At 41.9% G+C, this 20,531-nt stretch carries 15 protein-coding genes and 1 tRNA gene; 5 read left to right on the forward strand and 11 right to left on the reverse strand.

Annotation, left to right across the window (positions count from 1 at the left end; genetic code table 11):
* Positions 1 to 18: 18 nt before the first annotated feature.
* A tRNA-Ala gene (locus LEP1GSC192_RS02740) sits at positions 19 to 94 on the reverse strand.
* A 62-nt stretch (positions 95 to 156) separates the two neighbouring features.
* Between LEP1GSC192_RS02740 and LEP1GSC192_RS02745 the strand changes: the two genes are divergently transcribed.
* The 5 genes from LEP1GSC192_RS02745 (at position 157) to LEP1GSC192_RS02765 (ending at position 8,051) form a co-directional block, all read left to right on the forward strand.
* Positions 157 to 462 (forward strand): hypothetical protein, encoded by a 306-nt coding sequence (locus tag LEP1GSC192_RS02745; protein ID WP_020768405.1) that lies wholly within the window; start codon positions 157 to 159, stop codon positions 460 to 462.
* Between the two features lie 11 nt (positions 463 to 473).
* Complete coding sequence (locus LEP1GSC192_RS02750) at positions 474 to 3,242, forward strand: SpoIIE family protein phosphatase (RefSeq protein ID WP_020768225.1); 2,769 nt, start codon at positions 474 to 476, stop codon at positions 3,240 to 3,242.
* 13 nt (positions 3,243 to 3,255) lie between these two features.
* Entirely contained in the window at positions 3,256 to 3,585 is a 330-nt protein-coding gene (locus LEP1GSC192_RS02755) for an STAS domain-containing protein (protein ID WP_020768281.1), read from the forward strand.
* A gap of 65 nt (positions 3,586 to 3,650) precedes the next feature.
* A complete protein-coding gene (locus tag LEP1GSC192_RS02760; RefSeq protein WP_036088716.1) occupies positions 3,651 to 5,303 on the forward strand; it encodes an acyl-CoA carboxylase subunit beta in 1,653 nt (550 codons plus the stop codon).
* A 6-nt stretch (positions 5,304 to 5,309) separates the two neighbouring features.
* Entirely contained in the window at positions 5,310 to 8,051 is a 2,742-nt protein-coding gene (locus LEP1GSC192_RS02765) for a biotin/lipoyl-containing protein (protein WP_020768162.1), read from the forward strand.
* Positions 8,052 to 8,082: 31 nt separating this feature from the next.
* Here the strand turns inward: LEP1GSC192_RS02765 and LEP1GSC192_RS02770 are convergent, their stop codons facing one another.
* The 10 genes from LEP1GSC192_RS02770 to ispH form a co-directional block, all read right to left on the reverse strand.
* Positions 8,083 to 9,111 (reverse strand): chemotaxis response regulator protein-glutamate methylesterase, encoded by a 1,029-nt coding sequence (locus LEP1GSC192_RS02770; protein WP_020768399.1) that lies wholly within the window; start codon positions 9,109 to 9,111, stop codon positions 8,083 to 8,085.
* A gap of 6 nt (positions 9,112 to 9,117) precedes the next feature.
* Positions 9,118 to 9,609, reverse strand: coding sequence for a chemotaxis protein CheD (locus tag LEP1GSC192_RS02775; RefSeq protein ID WP_020768486.1), 492 nt, complete (start codon positions 9,607 to 9,609; stop codon positions 9,118 to 9,120).
* A 3-nt stretch (positions 9,610 to 9,612) separates the two neighbouring features.
* Complete coding sequence (locus tag LEP1GSC192_RS02780; protein ID WP_020768261.1) at positions 9,613 to 10,122, reverse strand: chemotaxis protein CheW; 510 nt, start codon at positions 10,120 to 10,122, stop codon at positions 9,613 to 9,615.
* Between the two features lie 11 nt (positions 10,123 to 10,133).
* Complete coding sequence (locus LEP1GSC192_RS02785; protein WP_020768386.1) at positions 10,134 to 13,010, reverse strand: methyl-accepting chemotaxis protein; 2,877 nt, start codon at positions 13,008 to 13,010, stop codon at positions 10,134 to 10,136.
* A gap of 51 nt (positions 13,011 to 13,061) precedes the next feature.
* Entirely contained in the window at positions 13,062 to 15,167 is a 2,106-nt protein-coding gene (locus LEP1GSC192_RS02790) for a chemotaxis protein CheA (RefSeq protein ID WP_020768297.1), read from the reverse strand.
* Positions 15,167 to 15,550 carry an STAS domain-containing protein gene (locus LEP1GSC192_RS02795; protein ID WP_020768163.1) on the reverse strand — a complete coding sequence of 128 codons (384 nt, stop codon included), beginning with the start codon at positions 15,548 to 15,550 and terminating at the stop codon, positions 15,167 to 15,169. Before LEP1GSC192_RS02795 ends, LEP1GSC192_RS02790 begins: the two co-directional genes overlap by 1 nt.
* 15 nt (positions 15,551 to 15,565) lie before the next feature.
* Positions 15,566 to 15,928 (reverse strand): response regulator, encoded by a 363-nt coding sequence (locus LEP1GSC192_RS02800; protein ID WP_008591692.1) that lies wholly within the window; start codon positions 15,926 to 15,928, stop codon positions 15,566 to 15,568.
* A 19-nt stretch (positions 15,929 to 15,947) separates the two neighbouring features.
* Positions 15,948 to 17,219 carry a response regulator gene (locus tag LEP1GSC192_RS02805; protein WP_020768481.1) on the reverse strand — a complete coding sequence of 424 codons (1,272 nt, stop codon included), beginning with the start codon at positions 17,217 to 17,219 and terminating at the stop codon, positions 15,948 to 15,950.
* Positions 17,212 to 19,287 carry an ATP-binding protein gene (locus tag LEP1GSC192_RS02810; RefSeq protein ID WP_020768449.1) on the reverse strand — a complete coding sequence of 692 codons (2,076 nt, stop codon included), beginning with the start codon at positions 19,285 to 19,287 and terminating at the stop codon, positions 17,212 to 17,214. The genes LEP1GSC192_RS02805 and LEP1GSC192_RS02810 overlap by 8 nt, the downstream gene beginning before the upstream one ends.
* Positions 19,288 to 19,419: 132 nt before the next feature.
* Complete coding sequence (gene ispH, locus LEP1GSC192_RS02815; protein ID WP_020768124.1) at positions 19,420 to 20,358, reverse strand: 4-hydroxy-3-methylbut-2-enyl diphosphate reductase; 939 nt, start codon at positions 20,356 to 20,358, stop codon at positions 19,420 to 19,422.
* Positions 20,359 to 20,531 lie beyond the last annotated feature (173 nt).

Consider the following 20,531-nt stretch of genomic DNA (forward strand, 5'->3'; position numbering starts at 1 on the left):
ATTAGGTTCGGCTTGAGGTGGTGGAGACGAGGGGAATCGAACCCCCGACCTTTTGAATGCCATTCAAATGCTCTCCCAACTGAGCTACGTCCCCTTTGATTCCAGCTTGGTGTCCTTGGGCATGCTGTCAATATATATTATTTTAGGAGCAATCGGATGAGCGATTCCGTCGATGAGCTACAAAAAAAAATAAAAATCCAAAACGATATCATCAAAGGTTATGAAAAAGTTTTAAGATTGAACGAGCAAGAATTGGAAAATGCGGACGAGATCATTCGTATGTACGAGACTATTATCCAGTATTCCGGACAAGAATTGAAGGATGTTAAAGAAGCTTTCGATGCGACTTCAATCGTGACTAACTTATCCCGGGATGAATTAATATCCGCAATGAATCGGATCAAAGAACTTGAACACGCTAATAAAAAATTAAGGGAAGAATCCCTTAAATTCCAATCCTAATTTTTTAGACCTTGACCCAGATCAAAAAACAGGAGACCCTTCTCAGAAGTCGAAGTGACGGTTCCTTCTTTTTAGAAGAAGGTTTAGGGGTCTCCTCTATCTTTGATAGTTTTTTGAGAGAGGCAATTGCCCTCACTCATGCAGAATTAGGCGGTATATTTTCGACAACAGAGTCTGCCAATATTCGACAAATTTCGGGTCGTAACGAAAAGGAGCTGGTAGAAGCCGCACATTGGGCATTCTCTCAATCCGGAAAAGACCTACTTTTAGAAAGAGGTAAAACACCACCTTGGGCTAAAGTACCAAGCAGCTTTCCACTTTTAGTGGTCCGATTGAAAGTAGATGACCTCGATTCCAGTCTTAAAACAAATCGTGCCAGTTACGCAGTCTTAGTCTTACAAGGAAAAACGACAGCGGATCGTTTTTCGAAGACCGATTTTGAACTTCTCCGTACTACTTGTAAAACGGTAGGAAGACTATTAAAGGAATCTCATGTATCCGGGGACGCTTCCTTAGTCACTCTTTCCTTACTTGCGACCACTCAGTTGGTATTGGAAGCGGCACAGGCGAAAAGACAGTCGGAACGTTTCGACTTCCTACTTACCGAAGTGATCCGTGTTTCCGGACTGATCAATTCTTCTTTAGATCTTTCCCAATTATTAGAAGCGATTATGCTTTCTTCAAAGACGGTGTTTAGGACCGAAGCTTGTAGCGTTCTTCTTCTGGATGAATCCAAGGAATATCTCTACTTCCACACTGTGCTTGGAGAAAAAAGTGAAGCTGTCACAAAGATGCAAGTTCCTGTAGGAAAGGGCGTGGCAGGTTTAGTCGTTCGAGAACGTAAACCGATGATCATTAACGACGCTCAAAATGATGATCGAGTTTATAAAGAAGTGGATAAAGCGTCACAATTCACTACTCGCAATATCATGGCAGCACCCTTAGTCGCCAACGACGAAGTTATCGGTGTGATCGAAGCGATCAATACCGTGGACAGAGAAACGTTTACAGGAGAAGATCTGGAACTTTTTTTAAGTTTTTCCGGGACTTCCGCACTTGCCATTCAGAAGACGGGACTCTTACAGAACTTAGAGAATGCAAATAAGGACCTTCGCAAAAAAGTCTCCGAATTGGAATCCTTATTCGAACTCTCACAAGCAGTCAGTCTTTCTACAAATCGGTTAGGTCTAGTTCGAAAATCCATCCGGTTGATCATCCGAGAGCTGGATGCGAGTGTTGCGGGTATCTTCTTATACAGTCTTACTAAAGAAAATTTTATCAACTGTGCTTATTACGACGGGGAAACGGAAAAAATAGACAGGGTACAGGAAGAAGAAATTTCCGGAACCCAAGTATTATCCAGCATCAAGGAAGGTCTTCCTGTTTTAAAAAGGGATATTTTGGACCAACCTTTCCCTCATGAGTTGGACAGAAGATATTTAAAAGGTTCTTATATTATCGTGCCCTTATTCCTTTCCAGTGGAGAACCTTACGGGGCCTTGACTGTTGCAGATAGAAAGGATAAACTTTCTTATCAGGATTCGGACTTCCGATTATTACAAACCATGGCTTCCCAGTTTACCAAGGGATTCGAAGCATTCCGTCTCAGAACGGAGATGTTGGAGAAAAAAGCGATCCAACAAGAAATGGAAATTACCCGGAAGATCCAGCAGAATATTCTTCCCTCCGAAAAAGTATTTCATTCCAACTTTGACCTAGGTATTTTTTCCGTTCCAGCAAAAGATGTTTCCGGGGACTTTTACGATTATTACCAGTACAGCGACGGGCAATATTCCTTTCTGATCGCTGATGTTTCCGGGAAAAGTCTTCCGGCAGCACTTTTTATGGCGATGAGTTCTTCTATCATCCGAACCCTTGCGAGAAATCACGATCTCAGTCCCGAAGAAATTTTAAGACAGGGAAATGAACTTATCTTCGAAGATTCCCATTTCGGAATGTTCGTCACCGCATTCTTCATTCATTATAACCCTTCCTTGTTTACGATTGAATACGCCTCCGCAGGTCATAACGATCAGGTCTGGATCAAGGAAGACGGCTCTTACGAGTTACTAAAAGGACAGGGGCCTCCGCTCGGTGTGATCCCGACCGCTAAATACAAGGGCGGAAATTTTACGGTCAAACCGGGAGATATTTTCGTTCTTTATACGGACGGTGCGGTAGAGGAAAAAGACGCCCAAGGAAATGAGTTCGGTCTGGAAAGAATGATAGAAGAGATCAAATCCAGAAGACATCTTCCCGCCCAGAAAATTGTGGAAGAATTGTACGCTACCATTCGAAAATTTTCCGCCGGAAAAGAACCTTTCGACGATTTCACCGTGCTTCTATTGAAGTACAATAATGATTTCCAATTTTTCAGGACATTCGATGCAAATACCGCGCAAATTCCGATCTTTAGAGAATTTATATACGATGCGATCAAGGTCAGAAATTTACCTGATTTTTTAAGAGACGATATTCTTTTAGCGGGGGACGAGGCAGCCACAAATATTGTGATCCACGGATATAAAGATACTCTGCTCAGAAATCCGAAATTCGATTGTAAAATTCGGTTCACTGAAGATTCTATCACGATCGTGCTGACCGATTCCGGAAAAGGATTCGACAGAACGAACGTGAAAGACCCGTCCATCGAGGAGAACCTCTCCGGAAAAAGAAAAGGCGGATTCGGTGTGTATCTGATAGAGACATTGATGGACGTGGTGGATTATAAAATGGAAGAGGGAAGAAACATACTCACTCTCCAAAAATTTTTCCGCTAACGATGGGGGCAAAATGGAACTGACGGTAGAAATCAAAGGAAACTCAAGAGTGATCCATCTAATTGGAAATATGGACGTTCACAATACCCATAAGGTGGAACAGGCGTTCATGGATCATATCCGAAAAGCCACTGAGTCCAATATCGTCCTGGATATGTCCAATGTAGAGTTTGTTTCCTCCGCCGGTTTAAGAGTTATCGTAGGTTCCTTAAGAGTTTGTAAGGAAAGGGAGATACAACTTAAGCTAGCGGCATTGCGTCCCGCAGTTCGTAAGGTTTTTGAGATCATAGATATGGATTCCCTTTTTCGGATCTATGATACTGTGGATTCTAGCCTCCAATAAATCGGTCTACCGAACCGCGGTTTTTAGCTTTCCTCCCTGGCCTTTCTCTAAAAACTGTGTACCGTATGTCGGAACAAGCGTACTCTTTAGATAATCCGTTTCACACTTCTGAATCATCGGAATCCCAACCCGTCTCCAGTATTTACGACGATGCCAATGCAATGGGCAAAGAATTATTGGAAAAACCTCTGCAAGGAGGAGGAACGGATAGGATCCTAGTACAACATTCCAAAGGAAGAATGACCGTTTGGGAAAGGATCAAGGTGCTTACCAATTCGGAACCCAATATTCTCTACCAAAACTGGGGAAAAAATTTAGACGGGGCTTCCTTAATCACAGGTATTTTAAATATTAACGGAAGGGACGTAGCAATTTACGGACATGACTTCACTCTTAGAGCTGGGTCCATGGACGCTACGAACGGAAATAAACTCGCAAGACTTATCTATATGGCAGGGGAACATGGAATTCCCCTGATCGGAATGAACGATTCGGCAGGTGCATATGTTCCTGCAGGAGTAGGTGGTCTGGACGGATATTCGGAAGCATTTACCGCACTCCGAAAGATCAGCGGTGTGGTTCCTAGCTTAATGCTTATGTTCGGATTTAACGCGGGTGGTGGAGCTTATCTTCCAAGACAAGGTTCCTTTATGATCCAACCGGAGAATACATTCTTCGGATTGACCGGACCTGGAGTCGTTAAATCGGTTTTAGGCGAGGATATCAGCGCGGACGATTTGGGAGGACCAAAAGTCCATGGACAAAGCGGGGTAGTGGACCTAGTTACGAACGACGAATTAGGAGCATTGAGGACAGCACTTAGACTTCTATCTTATATTCCCGATAATAGCTCTAGTGCAGCACCTTTCCATCCGACTTCGGATCCTACGGACCGATTTATCTACGAAGAAGAAATATTATTCAAAAAGACATTCAATTCTCCGACCGGGATGAACACTCCTTTCGATATCACATTGTATATTCAGAACATTTGTGACCATGGACAATACTTCGAGATCCAGCCTCAAAGATCCAGAAACCTGGTCACCGCATTCGGTAGATTGGGTGGGCATGTAGTAGGATTCGTAGCGAATAATTCCGCCGTTTCTTCAGGTCAGATCGATATCGGTGCGGCAAGAAAAGGTACAAGATTTATCCGCTTTTGCAATGTATATAATATTCCTTTAATATTCTTAGAGGACACCACCGGATTTTTGCCCGGAAAAGAGCAAGAGCAGAACGGTATCGTTTTGGAAGGAAGAAAACTTTTGGATTCGATCATTGATATTCGTACTCCAAGATTGACTCTGATCATCCGAAACGCATTCGGTGGAGCTTACGCAAGTTTTAACTCTTATCATACGGGCGCAGACATGGTGTTTGCACTTCCGACCGCAAGGATTGCGGTAATGGGACCTGCAGGTAAGGATTACGTCTATAAGGACGAGATTACCGCAATCCAAAAAGAATATAAGGAAAATCTGAAGAATGGCGTTTCTGAAAAGGATGCCGCAGCGACCAGGGATAAAAAACTGCAAATTCTCTCTCTAAAATATGAGAAAGATCTCATGAACCCTAAGGAAGCTTTATCTTTAGGCTCCGTTTCTAGGATCGTTCTTCCGGGAACCACGAGAAACATCCTATTCCAAAATCTAGATTATTTAATCCGACACTATAAACCCGGACCAATGTCCGGACCTCAAAGGGAATTCGAGTAAACAAAGATGATCGACTACCAAAATCGGCGCATTACATTTCGCGAATCTACTTCTCCTTGGATCCATTCATTCTCATTGCAAACGATCAAATGTTTGATCGTTTGCCGAGGCCCAGTCCGAAAAGAGGCAATGGAAATTTTCGACCAAATAGGGATCAGAGAATACGGTATCTTGCTTTCCGAAAAAGACTCAGTCGTCTATCCGATGGCGCTTGCTCCGGAGCTGAGGGACTTCAGATTTCCTTCCAATATTCACAGAGTTCCAGATTATATGGGAGCCGGTGCGGAAGAAAAAGCAGCTAGGATCAAACAAATCATCCAGATCGCAAAAGAGAACGATTACACTCATATTTTTGCCGGTTACGGATTTATGGCGGAAGATTCCGAGTTCATAGAGGCGATCGAGGAGAGCGGAATTACATTCATGGGACCTTCTTCCCATGTTGCCCACCAGGCGGGCTCAAAGGACGAGGCAAAAAAGCTCGCTCGTAAGCTGAATGTTTCCGTGACTCCGGGTGTTGATACGATCTCCGCTACTTGTCTTCTCAAAAAAGCAAAAGATGAAAAGGCGTTAACCGCTCTTGCGAAAGAAAAAGGATTGGACTTTACTTATAATCCTTCCGTCTCCTTAGAAGAAAATGCGGAAACCTTATTATATGCCGGATACGAAAAGATCGTAGAATTAGTTACCATTCCCGAATTACAGGCTCAGGCTGAAATTGAAGCTTCGGAGATCTGGAAAAAATATCCAAGTAACCGAATTCGTTTTAAATACGTGGGCGGAGGCGGCGGAAAGGGCCAAAGGGTAGTTTCCAAACCGGAAGAAGTAAAAACGGCAGTACAGGAAATTTTATCGGAATCTAAAGTAACCGCTCCCGGTTCCAATCGGAACTTTTTGATAGAATTAAATATCGAAAAGACCAGACACAACGAGATCCAGTTGATCGGTAACGGAGAGTGGTGTCTTGCTCTCGGAGGAAGGGACTGTTCCGTTCAAATGCATGAGCAGAAACTTTTGGAGATATCTCTTACCCAGGAACTTCTGCAAAACGAGATCGCAGTACTTGAAAAAACATCTCCTAAAAAAGCGGAGATCATAAAAGCCGATCTTCAAGTCCTGAAAGAAATGGAAGAACAATCCGAGAGGTTTGGACAAGCTGTGGCTTTAAATAGTGTGTCCACCTTCGAGTTGATCGTAGAAGGAACAAACCACTTCTTCATGGAAATGAACACCAGGATCCAGGTAGAGCACAGGGTCACAGAGATGGTGTATTCATTAAAGTTCACAAATCCTGAAAACAAATCCGAATTTTTTATCGTAGATAGTTTGATCGAAGCAATGGCACTTATTTCGCTTCACGGGAAAAGACTTCCGAAACCGGAACGTATCGTAAGAAATATTTCCGGCGCGGAAGTTCGTATCAATGCTACTAATAAGGCGATCCAGCCGCACGCTGGTGGAGTTATTTTAGGTTGGTCTAAACCTCTACCGGAAGAGATCAGGGACGACCAAGGCATCTCCGTTAGAAACCCCGATACAGGCTTATTCGTACACTATAAAGTGGCCGGAGCTTACGATTCCAACATAGCACTTTTGATAACTTATGGTACAAGTAGGGAAGATAACCTTCGCAGACTTGGTAATATTCTCAGAAAGACGGAACTTAGAGGCCAAGATCTACAGACTAACTTACTTGTTCATTATGGTTTGATCCATTGGATCTTAGGAAAAGACCCTTTATTCAAACCTTCTACAGCATTTATGATCTCTTATCTGGCGGCAGTCGGTGCATTAGAGAGCCTAGGCAAAGATGTGGATCTGGAAGTAGCTTGGACAAAAATCCTTTCGAATGCTCCCGCGGAAGGAAAGAAGGTTCTTTCCCGTAAGCTCACCTTGATCACAAGGCCGATCAGTGAGTTGCTTGCAGATGCGCATGTATTAGCCGGATTCTTAGGATATCATGAGAATACTTCCTGGAAGATCGAAAAAGACCAAGTAGTTTGGCTTAGAAACCCGGTCCATATTCTTTCCGATCTATACTATTATCTGCACATGGAAGGAGAATTACACCAATCACCTTCCGAACAGATTTGGGATCATGACCAGAAAGTTTTGCAATCTGCATTATCTTTTTATAAAGAACTAGAAAAACTGACCGGTAAGAAAGCCGATTCTCCGGATTGGGATTCTATCCTAGAAGGAAAGGCTCCGGCCGGAGTGGATGCATCCGTTTGGACAAAAGCAATTTCCTCTCATAAAGGTTTCCAGATCGGATTGGAATTGTTGAAACTTATTCCGAATCTTGGAAACAAATCCGGTTTCTATAAACTGGGAGTGGATGAGAACTTAGAGCCTGTGATCCCTGAGGAATTTAGAAAAGCGGAAACAAGAGACGCATATATTAAATTTTTGGCGCCTGCTCCGAAAGCAAGTTCCGACGAGATCGTTTCACCAATGGGTGGAATGTTCTATTCGAAAGAAGCTCCGGATCTACCTCCTATGGTTAAAGAAGGCGAGCATTTTAAAGCTGGCCAACCTTTATTTATCGTAGAAGTTATGAAAATGTTCAATAAGATCACCGCTCCATTCTCTGGGACCATTAAAGAAGTGATCCTGAAGGATAGCGACGGAAAGATCATACAAAAAGGACAGACCATCTTCAAGATCGTTCCGGACGAGGTCTTAAAGGTAGAAACTCCGGAAGAGATCCAAGACAGAAAGAATAAAGTGACTTTCTCCCTTCTTTAAGTTACTAATATCCGAGATTCTTGCGGGAATTTTAACCTGTGAGAATCTCGGCAGGTATATCGTTTAAGGAAAGTATCTTTTCCGCAGCCCCTCTTTCTATCGCTTCCTTTGGCATACCGAATACGACAGAACTTGTTTCGTCTTGAGCAATCGTTCTTCCTCCGGCTTTTCTGATCTCTAAGAGACCTGCAGCACCGTCGGCTCCCATACCGGTAAGTAGAAATGCCTTTGCGTTTCTCCCCACATTTTTTGCAACAGAATGGAATAATACATCCACGGAAGGTCTATGACGATTTACTAATGGACCATCCGAAATCCTTACGATAAATTGCGCTCCACTTCCAATAACTTCCATATGTTTGTTCCCCGGTGCAATGAGTGCGACTCCTTCTTGGACCCTGTCCCTGTCCCGTGCTTCTTTTACCGTAATTTTACACATCTTATCTAACCGATTCGCAAATGCCTCCGTAAATTTTTCAGGCATATGTTGTACAATGACTATTCCGGGACTATTAGCAGGAAGGGAAGTGAGAATTTCCTCTAAAGCGATCGTTCCGCCCGTGGAAGTTCCTATTGCCACTATCTTGTCGGTAGTTGCAATTTTCGTAAAATCAAGTCCATCCGTTCTGGCAGGAGGAGAAAAAATTTGATGTTTCAGCTTGGAAATGGAAGCAGAGCGTACACATTCTCCCAGATAGATCGCAGAATCTTCTAAAAAATCTTTAAGACCAATTTTCGGTTTCGTAACAATTCCTACAGCTCCTTCTTTTAATGCGATCCAAGCCGTTTCGGAAGCTTCTTCCGCAAGAGAAGAGCAGATCAATACGGGAGTAGGGTGGGTATGCATGATCTTTTTTAAAAAACTGATCCCATCCATTCTTGGCATTTCGATATCCAAAACAATTACGTCCGGCCATCTCTCCGACTTTCCGAGTTTTTCCAAAGCAAATACCGGATCGGGAGAAGATCCGATCACTTTTATATCCGAATTCATTTCCAGAACCTGTTTGAGTACGGATCGGACCACTGCGGAATCGTCGATAATATATACGTATATCATGTTTTACTAACTTTTTGGATTTTCCATGTATACTTCTCCGTCCCAAAGGGAGAAATATATTTTTCGGTGAGATTTACCTCCGATATTGGAAGCTGTTAGATCTATATTCGCTTTGCGGACTAAATCCAATACGGATTCCACATTCTTTTCGCCGATTTCCACGATCCTCTTTACTTCCTCAAGTTTATCTTCTTCTGGGGAGAACATGGACGCACCTCCGAAAACTTTGCAAACGAATCTGCCGGGTCTTTCTCCTAATTTTTGGAATTGTTTTAGGAAAGTTTCCAGCGCATCGTCCGCATATTTCGGATGGGGCTCCGTAATATGGGAGGGTCTTTTCGGTAACATAATATGAGCCATTCCGCCCACTTTGGAATAAGGATGCCAAAAACATAATGCTACGCAGGAACCTAAAAGTGTGCGGATCCTTGTACCATTTTCCCCCCAATAGAAACCTCCCGGTTGTAGGAAAATATCCCGTACGATCTCAGGTTCCATTTTTTAGCCGGCAGATACTACGTTAGCCGCTTCTTCCCTTGTCTCTTCTAATGCGGTCAGTTCTTCTACGGTCAATAAGCGGAGAAGGTTCAATAAAAGAATAAATCCGGTTGGCTGCCTCGCCATTCCGGATAGAAAATCAACACGTATCCTGGAGCCGAACGTGGGAGGCGGTTCGATTTCGTTGGAAGGTATCCCCAATACTTCGTAAACGGATTCGACGATTAGACCTATATCCATACCGGCTCCGTTTATCGATTCAGGAACTTCCACGATCACGATACAGGTCCTTTTGTCCGGAGAATGTTTTTTCCTGAAAAACTTATCGCATACATCCAAAACAGGGACCACATTTCCTCTTAGATTGATTACCCCCGGTATAAAAGTAGGCATCATAGGAACGGTGGTCACATGAGTGTATTCTAGGATCTCTTTTACGTTCAAAAGCCCTATTCCGAAAGTTTCTTCTCCGATCTTAAAGGTCAAATACTGGTTATCTTCGAAAGTGCTCAAGCGTTACTACCTCAATATTTCTCAAACTTAGGCTTATCAGGGATACTTACAGTCCTCACGGCCGCAATACTCTTGGCACCGTTTCCAGCAGTCTCCTTTCCTAACGATTCCTTGTTCAATCGGAAGAATAATACGGACTCCCTCAAGGATTCAGCCTGACTATTCATTTCTTCCGCAATGGCGGCTAACTCTTCCGATGCGGAAGCATTTTGTTGAGAAACTTGATCCAATTGACCCATTGCTTTATTGATCTCGACCACTCCGGAAGCCTGTTCTTCGCTGGAAGCCGTGATCTCTTGCACCAAGTCTGCCGTTTTCCTAATATTCGGAACAATCTCACTTATGAGTTTTCCCGCTTTTTCGGCGATTGCTACCGACGAGACCGCAAGACTAGAGATCTCATTTGCCGATTTTTGGCTTCTTTCCGCTAATTTTCTAACCTCCGAAGCAACGACTGCAAATCCTCGTCCGTGTTCGCCCGCTCTCGCAGCTTCGATAGCGGCGTTCAATGCGAGTAGATTTGTCTGGTACGCAATATCCTCAATGATGGAAATTTTCTCAGCGATCTGTTTCATTGCAGTCACAGTTTCCGTTACTGATTTTCCACCTTCTTCCGCATCCTTAGAAGATTGACTAGCAATCTGTTCCGTTTGTTTGGAATTACTCGCATTTTGGTCGATAGAAGCTGTCATTTCTTCCAACGAAGATGTTGTTTCTTCGACGGAGGCGGCTTGTTCGGAAGCTCCTTGGCTAAGAGAATTCGCTGTGGATGAAACCTCCGTAGCAGAACCGACTAAACTTCCGGCTTTCATAACGATATCGCCCATGATCTCGTTCAATTTATCCACGGTAGTATTTCCGTATTCTTTTAGTTTGCCGAAAGTTCCGTAGTATTCGTTCTCTATTTTGGAAGTCAGATCTCCGTTGGCCAATCTTCCCAAAGCTTCTACCACTTCATTAAGTCCGGTCTCGCTGACCTGTAAGAATGAATTAATCCCTTCCCCCAAGGTCCTAAAGAATCCTTCTTTACCTTCTAATTTTACTCTAGTTTTAAAATCTCCTTTTGCGGCGGCACCTACGATCTCCTCTATTTCTTTTTGGACCGCAAGCTCCGCAGTGACATCGTACCATTCCACCACAGCTCCCAATCTTTGTCCTTCGGAACTTAAAATAGGATTTGCGATCAGATTGAATGACCTTCCTCCGATGGTTATGGAAGACTCATACGTGCTATTCAAATTCGCGAGCAGGTTTCTTTGATGAGCAGGGTTTTTATGGAAAGTATCGATATTAGTTCCAAGCAAACTTTGCAAGTTAAATGCGCTTAATTGTTTTCTAATATCCCCCTCGCTATTTTGGAACATCTTATATACTGCCTTATTCATATACTTGATGTTAAATTCGTTATCCGCGATCATCACATTCGTGGAAGCGTTGTCCAATGCTACCTTGATCCGAGTAAGCTCGTCATTTTCTAGTTTCCTAGCTGCGGTCAACTTTTTCTGCTCGGTTACATCCGACCATTCCACCACGGCTCCTAATCTATCTCCGTTTTCAGTAAGAATAGGGTTTGCAATGAGATCGAATGTCCTTCCTCCAATTTCTATGCTGGATTTGAAAGTATTCGTAAAGGAAGCAAGTATTCCTCTTTGATGCGATGGATTTTTGTGATAAGAATCTATATTCGATCCGAGAAGTTTATTCAGATGGAAATTGTTGAGTTGTTTTCTAATATCGGTTTCACCTATTTCAAACATTTTCATTATCGCTTTATTCATATATTTTATATTCAGATGGGTATCCGCGATCATGATGTTCGTACTGGTATTATCTAATGCCACTTTGATACGGGTCAGTTCTTCATTTTCCTGGCGTCGGACTTCCAACAATTTTTTCTGTTCCGTTACGTCCGCCCATTCCACAACCGCTCCCAGTCTATCCCCGGATTCGGTCAGGATCGGATTTGCTATAAGATCAAAACTTCTCCCTCCGATCTCGATACTGGAACGGAATGTTTGGTTCAGATCCTTTAAGATGTTTCTTTGGTGAGCGGGGTTTTTATGGTAGCTATCAATATTAGAACCCATCAAAGATTCCAATCGGAACTGGCTAAGTTGTTTTTTGATATCATCTTCCGCATTTCCGAACATCTTTCGTATGGACTTATTCATGTATGTGACCTTTAAGTTTTGGTCGGCCATCATGATATTTGTAGTCACATTGTCCAAAGCTGTCCTGATTCGAATGAATTCTTCCGAGTCGGACTTACCGTTGGAAATAATAGTTCCGGAAGAGAAAGGTTTTAGGTAAATCACCAGTGCAGGTAGCAGAAGGGTCCCGAATATTGCGAACAGGAAATGAAAATAGAAGGGGCCTTCTTGCCGAACAGGGGTAGGAACGGAGACTGAAAATTTTTCCCAATCGGATTTCAACTTTTCGAATTTAGGCAGGGAATTATCCGTAATCTGGTTTAAAAACATCTCTTTAGTATCCTTTGCCTGGATCCCTAAAATCCCTTTTGCAGTTAGGATACTTTCCTGAAGGGACTCGAGATCCTTCTGGAATTGTTGCAGGTCTTTCGGATCCGTCGTACCCGATGAATATTCATTTATATCCGACAAGATCGTTGCTTGGATCGATTTCAGATTTTCTAATTTAAAAAAAAGGGATTCTCTAGTTTGGTCGGGGAGAAATAGAGAATATAGACCTGATTGATAATCCTTTAATTCCGAGTGTATTGTTTCGGAAGATACCGAAATTTTATTCGAAGATCCCGTTTCAAAACCGTGATCATATAAATAACTCCAACCGGATGATCCGAATGTGAGAAATATTCCCAACAGCAAAGACCAAACAAGCACACTTAGTTTTAATTTACCCTGTTCCATACGATTTACCCACGCTATAAATTAATTATTTCCTTATCGATCGCAGTTTTTTCAACGTGCGAATGTTCTATCTCTTAGATTAGTTCTTTGGATTTTTAAAAGGGAATGAAGACCAGGTACGTCCAGAATGAACGCGATCTTTCCGGTCCCTAAAACGGATGTTCCGCTGATACATTGGATCCCTTTGAAAATTTCATTCAAAGGTTTGATTACGGATTGAATTTCACCAAGTAAGTCATTGACTAGTATCCCGAAATTCCTGCCGTCATGTTCGAGAATGAGTACGTTTTTTCTTCCTTCATCCGGATCGGGGAGTCCTAAAAATCTTCCCAAATGTAGAATAGGGAGAACTTCCCCTCTTAAATTAATAGAACCTGAAATCTCGTCAGGAAGAAGTAGGAGCTCCGACTCCATGGTCTCTCTTACCCAATCCATCGGTACTACAAAATATGAATCACAAGATCTGACTAAGAACCCATCGATGATCGCAAGTGTAAGCGGAAGACGAATGGAGAATACACAACCTTTTCCGAATTCCGACTGTACGTTCACGGATCCTCTTAAGGATTCGATATTTCTAAGTACCACATCCATTCCAACACCTCTGCCTGAAAGGCTAGTAACGGATTCCGCCGTTGAAAATCCGGGCTGGAAGATTAAATTAAAAATTTCTTGTTCGTTTAATACTTGGGTTGATTCTATTAAACCTTTTTCGATCGCTTTCTCTCTGATTTTTTCATGGTTGATCCCTTTTCCGTCATCCGAGATCTCTATCGAAATACTTCCTGTCGAGTGGGAGGCTTGTATCTTTAATTTTCCTCTTTTTGACTTTCCTAGATTCGTTCTCTCTTGGCTGGGTTCTATTCCATGGTCCAATGCGTTCCTCAATATATGAACGATCGGATCGTTTATTTTTTCGATCACGGACCTGTCGAGTTCCGTTTCTCCGCCTAAAATTTCGAAGTCGACTTCCTTTCCGAGCTCCAAAGAAATATCTCTAACGGTCCTTCGATATTTTTCAAAAAGTTCGCCGATAGGAACCATCCGAAGTGCCATCGCTGTTTCTCGGATCTCTCCCACAAGCCTGGATAATAATTCAGCCGATTCGTTTAAGTCTGAGTCTTCTTTTTCAGCAAGTAAACGACCAAGGCTTGCCTCGGAGATGATCAATTCTCCGACAAGGTTTACTAATTGGTCCACTTTCGCGGAGTCGATACGGATCAGCTTAGGAACGATCTGCGTAGTTTGTGATTTTTCACCTTCCGACTTTTTAGAAGAAGTTTGTTCTTTCGGAATTTCCGAAGAATGTACGGAAATTGGCGCTTGGATGTGAAGCCCTTGTAATTCCAATGCCTTAAAATATTCTTCTTTTTTGCAAGGTATCTCGTTTGCGATCGAATAAAATATCTCTTCCGAAGAATGCGGAGATACAATCTTTAAAAAGGAAGAATCCTTTACGAAAGAAAAAATCGATTCCAGATCCTTCCGCTCTGAGTTAGAATCAAGCTGAACCTCGTAACCTATGTAACAATTTTCAGGATCCCAACTATTCCAATCCGGCAGTTTTGTCTTATAAACGTATAAGTTTTTGATCTCACCGATCTTTCTCAGGTATTTCAAAAAAGAGAACGGATCCATTCCGTCTTTAAAGATATTTGCACCTGGAAAAAATGTGACTTGCCAGTAAGAGTTAACCGCTCCTTTTTTCTCCGAATTCTCTCCAGTTGGATGTTCTACCGGATCGTTTGTTTTCTTTTTGTCTGAGTTTTTTCCCGTAAATCCTTGAGCTTCTCTTAGAATTTTTATCTGTTCCGCATCCAATTCAGGAGGTAAATTATTACCCGGGGTTGGATCTCCTACAATTCGTTTTAAATGATCTATTGCCCTTAACAAAAAATCTATCTTAGTCGGGTCTAATTCGGTTTTTCCCGACCTGGCAAGATCTAATAGAGTTTCCAACTCATGAGAACATTCTTCTATGGATTCATATCCGAACATTCCAGCGGTTCCTTTTACGGTATGGACAGACCGGAACATAGAATGAATTGCTTCTTCGTCGAAATCTCCTTTTTCCATACGCAAAAGAAACAATTCGGCTCCGGATAATAATTCGAGAGATTCCTGTATAAATGCTTCTTTGATTTCGGAAAGGTCCATCACACTTTCTCCAATCCGTAAGAGAACTTAAATTCAGAAGAATCTTTTTTGGATATTCTTATACGATCCTGAAAGAAGCCGATCAAACCGTATAGATCATAAAATTCTAATAGACACTTCGGATGATTTAATATGGCGAGATCCCAAGATCTATCCAGGGAATCCTTTTTTAGCAAAATTAAAGATTGAACAAAACTGGAGTCTACCTTTTCCAAAGAAGAAGTATCGATCTCGATCCGGATCGGATTTTTATCCAAAAGAGATTGTATTTTGGATTTCCAATCTAATACAAAATAAATAGAAGCCTCTCCTGAAAGTTCCAAATGAAAGATTGGTCTGGAGTTTTTTTGGCCGAGTTCTGATACTTTTATTTCCAAAGACATAACATTTTCCCGTGATTATACGAGTAAAACCTGTATGGTTTTTAAAAGTTCTTCGGGAGAAAAAGGTTTAGTAAGCCAAGCTTTTGCACCGGCTTTTAAACCTTCATTTTTCAGCTCATCTTGTGATTCGGTGGTCAGCATGATGATCGGAACAAATTTATGGTTTGAGTCTTCCTTGATCGCCTTTACAAACGATATACCGTTCATATTAGGCATATTCATATCGCTAACTACGAGATCCACTTTGCCTTCTTTCAACTTTTCAAGACCTTGTAATCCGTCTTCCGCTTCAATAACGGAAAAGGAAGCCTGAGAAAGATGGAGGGTAAGTATCTTTCGGAATACGGCCGAATCATCAACGATTAAGATTTTTTTCATATTCTCCTTCTTATCATTTTCATTGAATGGGTAATAATAGTTCACTCATTACACATAACCTTACCTGTTCTCCGGTGTGGTCTTTTGCATTATGAATAAAAAATAGACCGTTATGTTTTCTGAGGATTTGATCTACCGCAGTTAGCCCCAGACCTAGACCGAACCTTTCCAAATGGGAAACACTTTCTACGGGAGGATGAATTCGGAAGAACGGTTGTAAAACCAGGTTCTCATATTTTTCGTCCACACCTCCGTAAGGTTTTTCATCCACTATATTCTTTACAACGACGCAGAAATATCCTTGATTGATGCTCGTGAACACCTCTAAAGAAGTTTTTGGAGCACAATACTTATAAGCGTTTAAGATCACTTCCTCTAAGGCTAATAGGAATAGATCGATCTCTATTTCCAACTCGACTTCCTTTTTTAAAATGGGTAGAGCAAGTCTGAGTCCTTTTTTTTCCAAATAAGGTTGGATGAACTCGCCGGAATGTTTTATTCTATCCACTAGTTCGGATGCCTTGATCTTTTTCTTATCAAGATTCCGATTGATAATTTCTAATAACTGAGTGAGTCCTTTTAATAAATTTTTGGTGATTTCCTGATTTTCCATCACCATATTCATCATATTTTTATTAATTAGATAATTTTCACCTTCCTCTTTCATTTCGGTCTTGATCATATCCAATAAACTAATAATCGCTCCGATCCCGGAACCTTGGGATAGGGATGTCTGCAAGGAATGAATGGAGGATTTTTCCCAGGATTCGTCTCCGGCTTTTCTTCTAGTTTCCTTATAAGTCAACCATTCCAACTGGTTCCTAAGTTTCAGACTTTCCGCTTCTATGATCGCGGCTTCGCTAGCCTTCAGAAAACGATAGTCTACTGCCTTATTTAAAGCCTTATGAAATTGATCCGGAAGGATAGGTTTGATTATATAATCGAATACTCCGAGTTTCATCACTTCGATCACCGTATCCGTTGAATCGAGTGCTGTTTGTACCAGTACAGTGGCATCGGGTTGGAATTCCTTTAGTCTTTGGATGAAAGTGGGCCCATCCATCACAGGCATCATAAGGTCCACTATATAAAAAGAATATTTATTGGCCTTGGCCATCTCCAAGGCCTCTTCTCCGTTGGTAGCGGAGTGATACTGGATCCCGAACTCATCGCAAAGAGCTTCAAGCATGAGAGTATTCTCTAACTTGTCCTCAACTAGAAGTATAGGATCTCGTACTACACTCTTTCTCTCCTGCTTACTTTTAATTACGGAACTTGTTGCGTTAGTCATTGATCTGCTCCGCCAATTCTTCTAATACTAATTTTAATTCATCCAAGGAAATAGGTTGGGAGAGAACGAAGTCGTAATTCTCCTTGGAAAATTTTTTTTCAAAATCCTGCATTTCTTCGGGGAGAATAAAAACTGTTTTCCAAATTTCCGATATTCTATCCTTTACGGAAGAATTAGAATCTTGGAATAAAACGATTTTTTTGTCCTTTCTAAGTTCCCGGAGTAACGGTTGGTTTTGTTTCTTAAAAAAATGAGTGAGTAGTTCTGCGTTCTTCTGATTGGATAATTCCAATTGGATAAAGCAGAAATTTTTTAATTTATCAGGATAGGCTCCCGCAAAATTTTTTCTCGGCTTGGATTCTTTAGAAGTTTGTTCCAGCCTGGGAAGGTTTAGATAAAAAGTGGTCCCGGTCCCATGCTGGCTTTTTACCCGAATACTTCCCCCGTGCGCCTCTACTAATTTTTGAACGATAGAAAGGCCAAGCCCTGTTCCTTCCGTCTCCCTGGATCCGGAATTTCGAACCTGGTAGAACGTATCGAAAATTTTTTTCTGTTCCGATTCCGGAATTCCGATCCCCGTATCCGTAATCTCCACTACCCAATCTTTTCCTTCCGTATGTGTAGAAAGATAGATTGAACCTTGCTCAGCGGTAAATTTGACAGCGTTCCCAACTAGGTTCAAAAATATCTGACGGATCCGCTTGGGATCTCCCCAGATCATAAAAGAAATATCTTCCGGATCATTCCAGACTAGGTGGATATGCTTTCTTAGAAGTTCCGGCTCTAAAAATTCTACGACTTGTTCCAATTCCTTTCTAAAATCCAATTCTGAAAAATAGAATGAGGACTTTCCTGCATTCAGTTTTGAAAGTTCAAGAATATCATTAATTAAACCTAATAAATGTAATCCTGATTTATGGATGAGATCCAAGTATCTTTTATCGTTGGAATTTTCGTCCTGTATCTTGATCAGCTTAGAAAGCCCGATGATCGCGTTCAAAGGAGTACGGAGTTCGTGGCTCATGTTCGCAAGAAAATCGCTTTTAGCCGTGCTTGCCGCTTCCGCCTTTTCCTTTTGGACGGAAAGTTCTTTGGTTCTTTTGATAACAGTTTCTTCTAAATTTTCCTTATGGAGCTTCAATTCCTCTAATATGGATTTTCTTTCTAAATAAAATCCGATCAGATCTGCGAAAGTGCGAAATGTAAATTGTTCTTCCGGACCGGATTCATGTTGGAAGAATTCCATTCCCAAAAATCCGAACCAGTCTCCGGACATTCGTATCGGAAAGAGAAAAATTGTATCCGTTCTCCTTCCCTGACAAAAGGCCATTTCCGATCCGGAAAGATCTGAAGTCCGAAACTCCACTATATCATTTTTAAGTAGGTATTGTTTCCATCCGGCAAATTTGGTGGAGAGTGAAATTTCGGGATGAGTTTCAGCAAGAGTCGCGCTGGAGTAGGGGCTTTTGATCTCCGCTTGTAATGCTAACACGTCCGGATTAGCTGTTTTTTTATATAAGTAGATCCTTTCGGCTTCCACCAATACCAAAAAATGTTCGATCGCTCTTTCTATCGTAAAACTTTCATGGGTCGTATTCAGTAAGATCTGAGAAGCCGCCGTAAGGCCCATTTCGGATCTTAGTCTTTTGGCCGCGAATTCCTCTCGGATGATTTTTTCACTGCTATCTCGCTGAATAGATAATAAATTTGTAATATTACCGTTCTGATCTTTTACGGGAGAAACTTTCCATTCGGAATAATATTTAGTGCCGTCCTTTTTGTAGTTAATTGTAGAGGAAGAATAGGAATCTCCCCGCAATAAGCAATCTTTAAGATTTTGTAATATTCTTTTGTCCGTTTCTTTACCGAACAAAATTTTTGGAGATCTGCCAATCAGCTCTTCCGGGTTATATCCGGTTAATTCACAGAATGCGGGATTTGCAAAAACGATAGAAGGTCCGTTCTCATTTAGAACGGCGTCTGTAACAAGAATTGCGTCGGAAGTTTGGGAAACAATAATTTGAAATAGTTCGGTTTCTATATCGAACTGCAGCTCTTCCCCAACCATATAGGCCAGAAAATTTACGCGAAAATAAACTTAATTCAACCATTTTAGGAGAAAATTCCACAAAAATGACTTACTCTGATGTAAATCGTTCATTTTTGCGAGATCCGAGACATAACTTAAATGTCGAAGTGACTACATGAGGAGATTTGCAGGCAATTTAAAGCTCATGGAGTCCTCCCTCGAACCGGGGAAAAGATCCAGAACAGCTTCCGGATAGAATTGTATGAGCTTGGAAATGATCTCATCCACTAAGATCTGGGGAGTAGAAGCTCCCGCTGTGATCCCCAGGATCTTGATCCCGGAGTCGGCTATATAATCCTTATTTAATTCTTCTAAAGAACTGACCTTGAAAGAGGAAGGTTTGGATTTTTTGGCCAATTGTAGGAGCCTAAGTGAGTTGGAACTATTATCGGCCCCGATCACCATCATTGCGTCTATCGTTTCCATCATAGAAGAAACAGCTTCTTGCCTTTCCGTAGTAGCGTAGCAGATATCGTCTTTCGCTGGATGCTCAACACTTGGGAATAATTCCGCAATCTTTTCCACTACCAATTTTGTATCCGCTACGGACAAAGTAGTCTGCATCAGATACGTAATCGGTTTGCTTGTGTCCAATTTTCCGACTAGTTTTTGGACATCTTCCGGGGATTCCACTAAGAACATCCTGGCTTCTCCCATAGTTCCTATTGCTTCGTCATGACCCTGGTGGCCTATATAAATGATCTGGTGAGAATCCTTATATCTACGTGCTTTTCTGTGAACTCTAGTCACCAGGGGGCAGGTGGCGTCCCCAATCTTCATTCCTCTACGCTTCGCTTCTTCTACCACTTCTGGAGAAACTCCATGAGCGGAGAAAACCACTGTGGAGCCGTCCGGTGCTTCCCCCAGTTCGTTAATAAATTTGATCCCTCTTTTTTTCATATCTTCCACGACTCTTCGGTTATGGACGATCTCTTTGCGGACATAGATCTGTTCCTTGGAATTGGATTGGACCTGTTCCACATAAGAAATTGCGTACTTAACTCCGGCACAGAAACCGCGGGGATTCGCGAGATAGATTTTTTCGAGCATCTACTTTCAGGCTGTTGCCTGGTCCCGTCGGAGGCAAGCATTTTCGTGCCGGTATCCGCAATAGAGATGCAAAAGGCGACATATACACTTACAAAAGGAAGGTATCTTTTATCCAACTTTGGCAGAAAAAAGTATCTCTTCCAATTCCCAAATCTTCCCGATTTTCAAGGGGA

This window comes from Leptospira sp. B5-022, assembly GCF_000347035.1.
Classification (GTDB): Bacteria; Spirochaetota; Leptospiria; order Leptospirales; family Leptospiraceae; genus Leptospira_B; species Leptospira_B cinconiae.

What these genes read in the sequence shown, in the direction of transcription:
- LEP1GSC192_RS02805 (WP_020768481.1), bottom strand. Translation starts at nt 17,219, where the DNA reads ATGACTAACGCAACAAGTTCCGTAATTAAAAGTAAGCAGGAGAGAAAG.
- LEP1GSC192_RS02775 (WP_020768486.1), bottom strand. Translation starts at nt 9,609, where the DNA reads ATGGAACCTGAGATCGTACGGGATATTTTCCTACAACCGGGAGGTTTC.
- LEP1GSC192_RS02795 (WP_020768163.1), bottom strand. Translation starts at nt 15,550, where the DNA reads ATGTCTTTGGAAATAAAAGTATCAGAACTCGGCCAAAAAAACTCCAGA.
- LEP1GSC192_RS02785 (WP_020768386.1), bottom strand. Translation starts at nt 13,010, where the DNA reads ATGGAACAGGGTAAATTAAAACTAAGTGTGCTTGTTTGGTCTTTGCTG.
- LEP1GSC192_RS02790 (WP_020768297.1), bottom strand. Translation starts at nt 15,167, where the DNA reads ATGGACCTTTCCGAAATCAAAGAAGCATTTATACAGGAATCTCTCGAA.
- LEP1GSC192_RS02810 (WP_020768449.1), bottom strand. Translation starts at nt 19,287, where the DNA reads ATGGTTGGGGAAGAGCTGCAGTTCGATATAGAAACCGAACTATTTCAA.
- LEP1GSC192_RS02800 (WP_008591692.1), bottom strand. Translation starts at nt 15,928, where the DNA reads ATGAAAAAAATCTTAATCGTTGATGATTCGGCCGTATTCCGAAAGATA.
- ispH (WP_020768124.1), bottom strand. Translation starts at nt 20,358, where the DNA reads ATGCTCGAAAAAATCTATCTCGCGAATCCCCGCGGTTTCTGTGCCGGA.
- LEP1GSC192_RS02770 (WP_020768399.1), bottom strand. Translation starts at nt 9,111, where the DNA reads ATGATATACGTATATATTATCGACGATTCCGCAGTGGTCCGATCCGTA.
- LEP1GSC192_RS02760 (WP_036088716.1), top strand. Translation starts at nt 3,651, where the DNA reads ATGTCGGAACAAGCGTACTCTTTAGATAATCCGTTTCACACTTCTGAA.
- LEP1GSC192_RS02765 (WP_020768162.1), top strand. Translation starts at nt 5,310, where the DNA reads ATGATCGACTACCAAAATCGGCGCATTACATTTCGCGAATCTACTTCT.
- LEP1GSC192_RS02745 (WP_020768405.1), top strand. Translation starts at nt 157, where the DNA reads ATGAGCGATTCCGTCGATGAGCTACAAAAAAAAATAAAAATCCAAAAC.
- LEP1GSC192_RS02755 (WP_020768281.1), top strand. Translation starts at nt 3,256, where the DNA reads ATGGAACTGACGGTAGAAATCAAAGGAAACTCAAGAGTGATCCATCTA.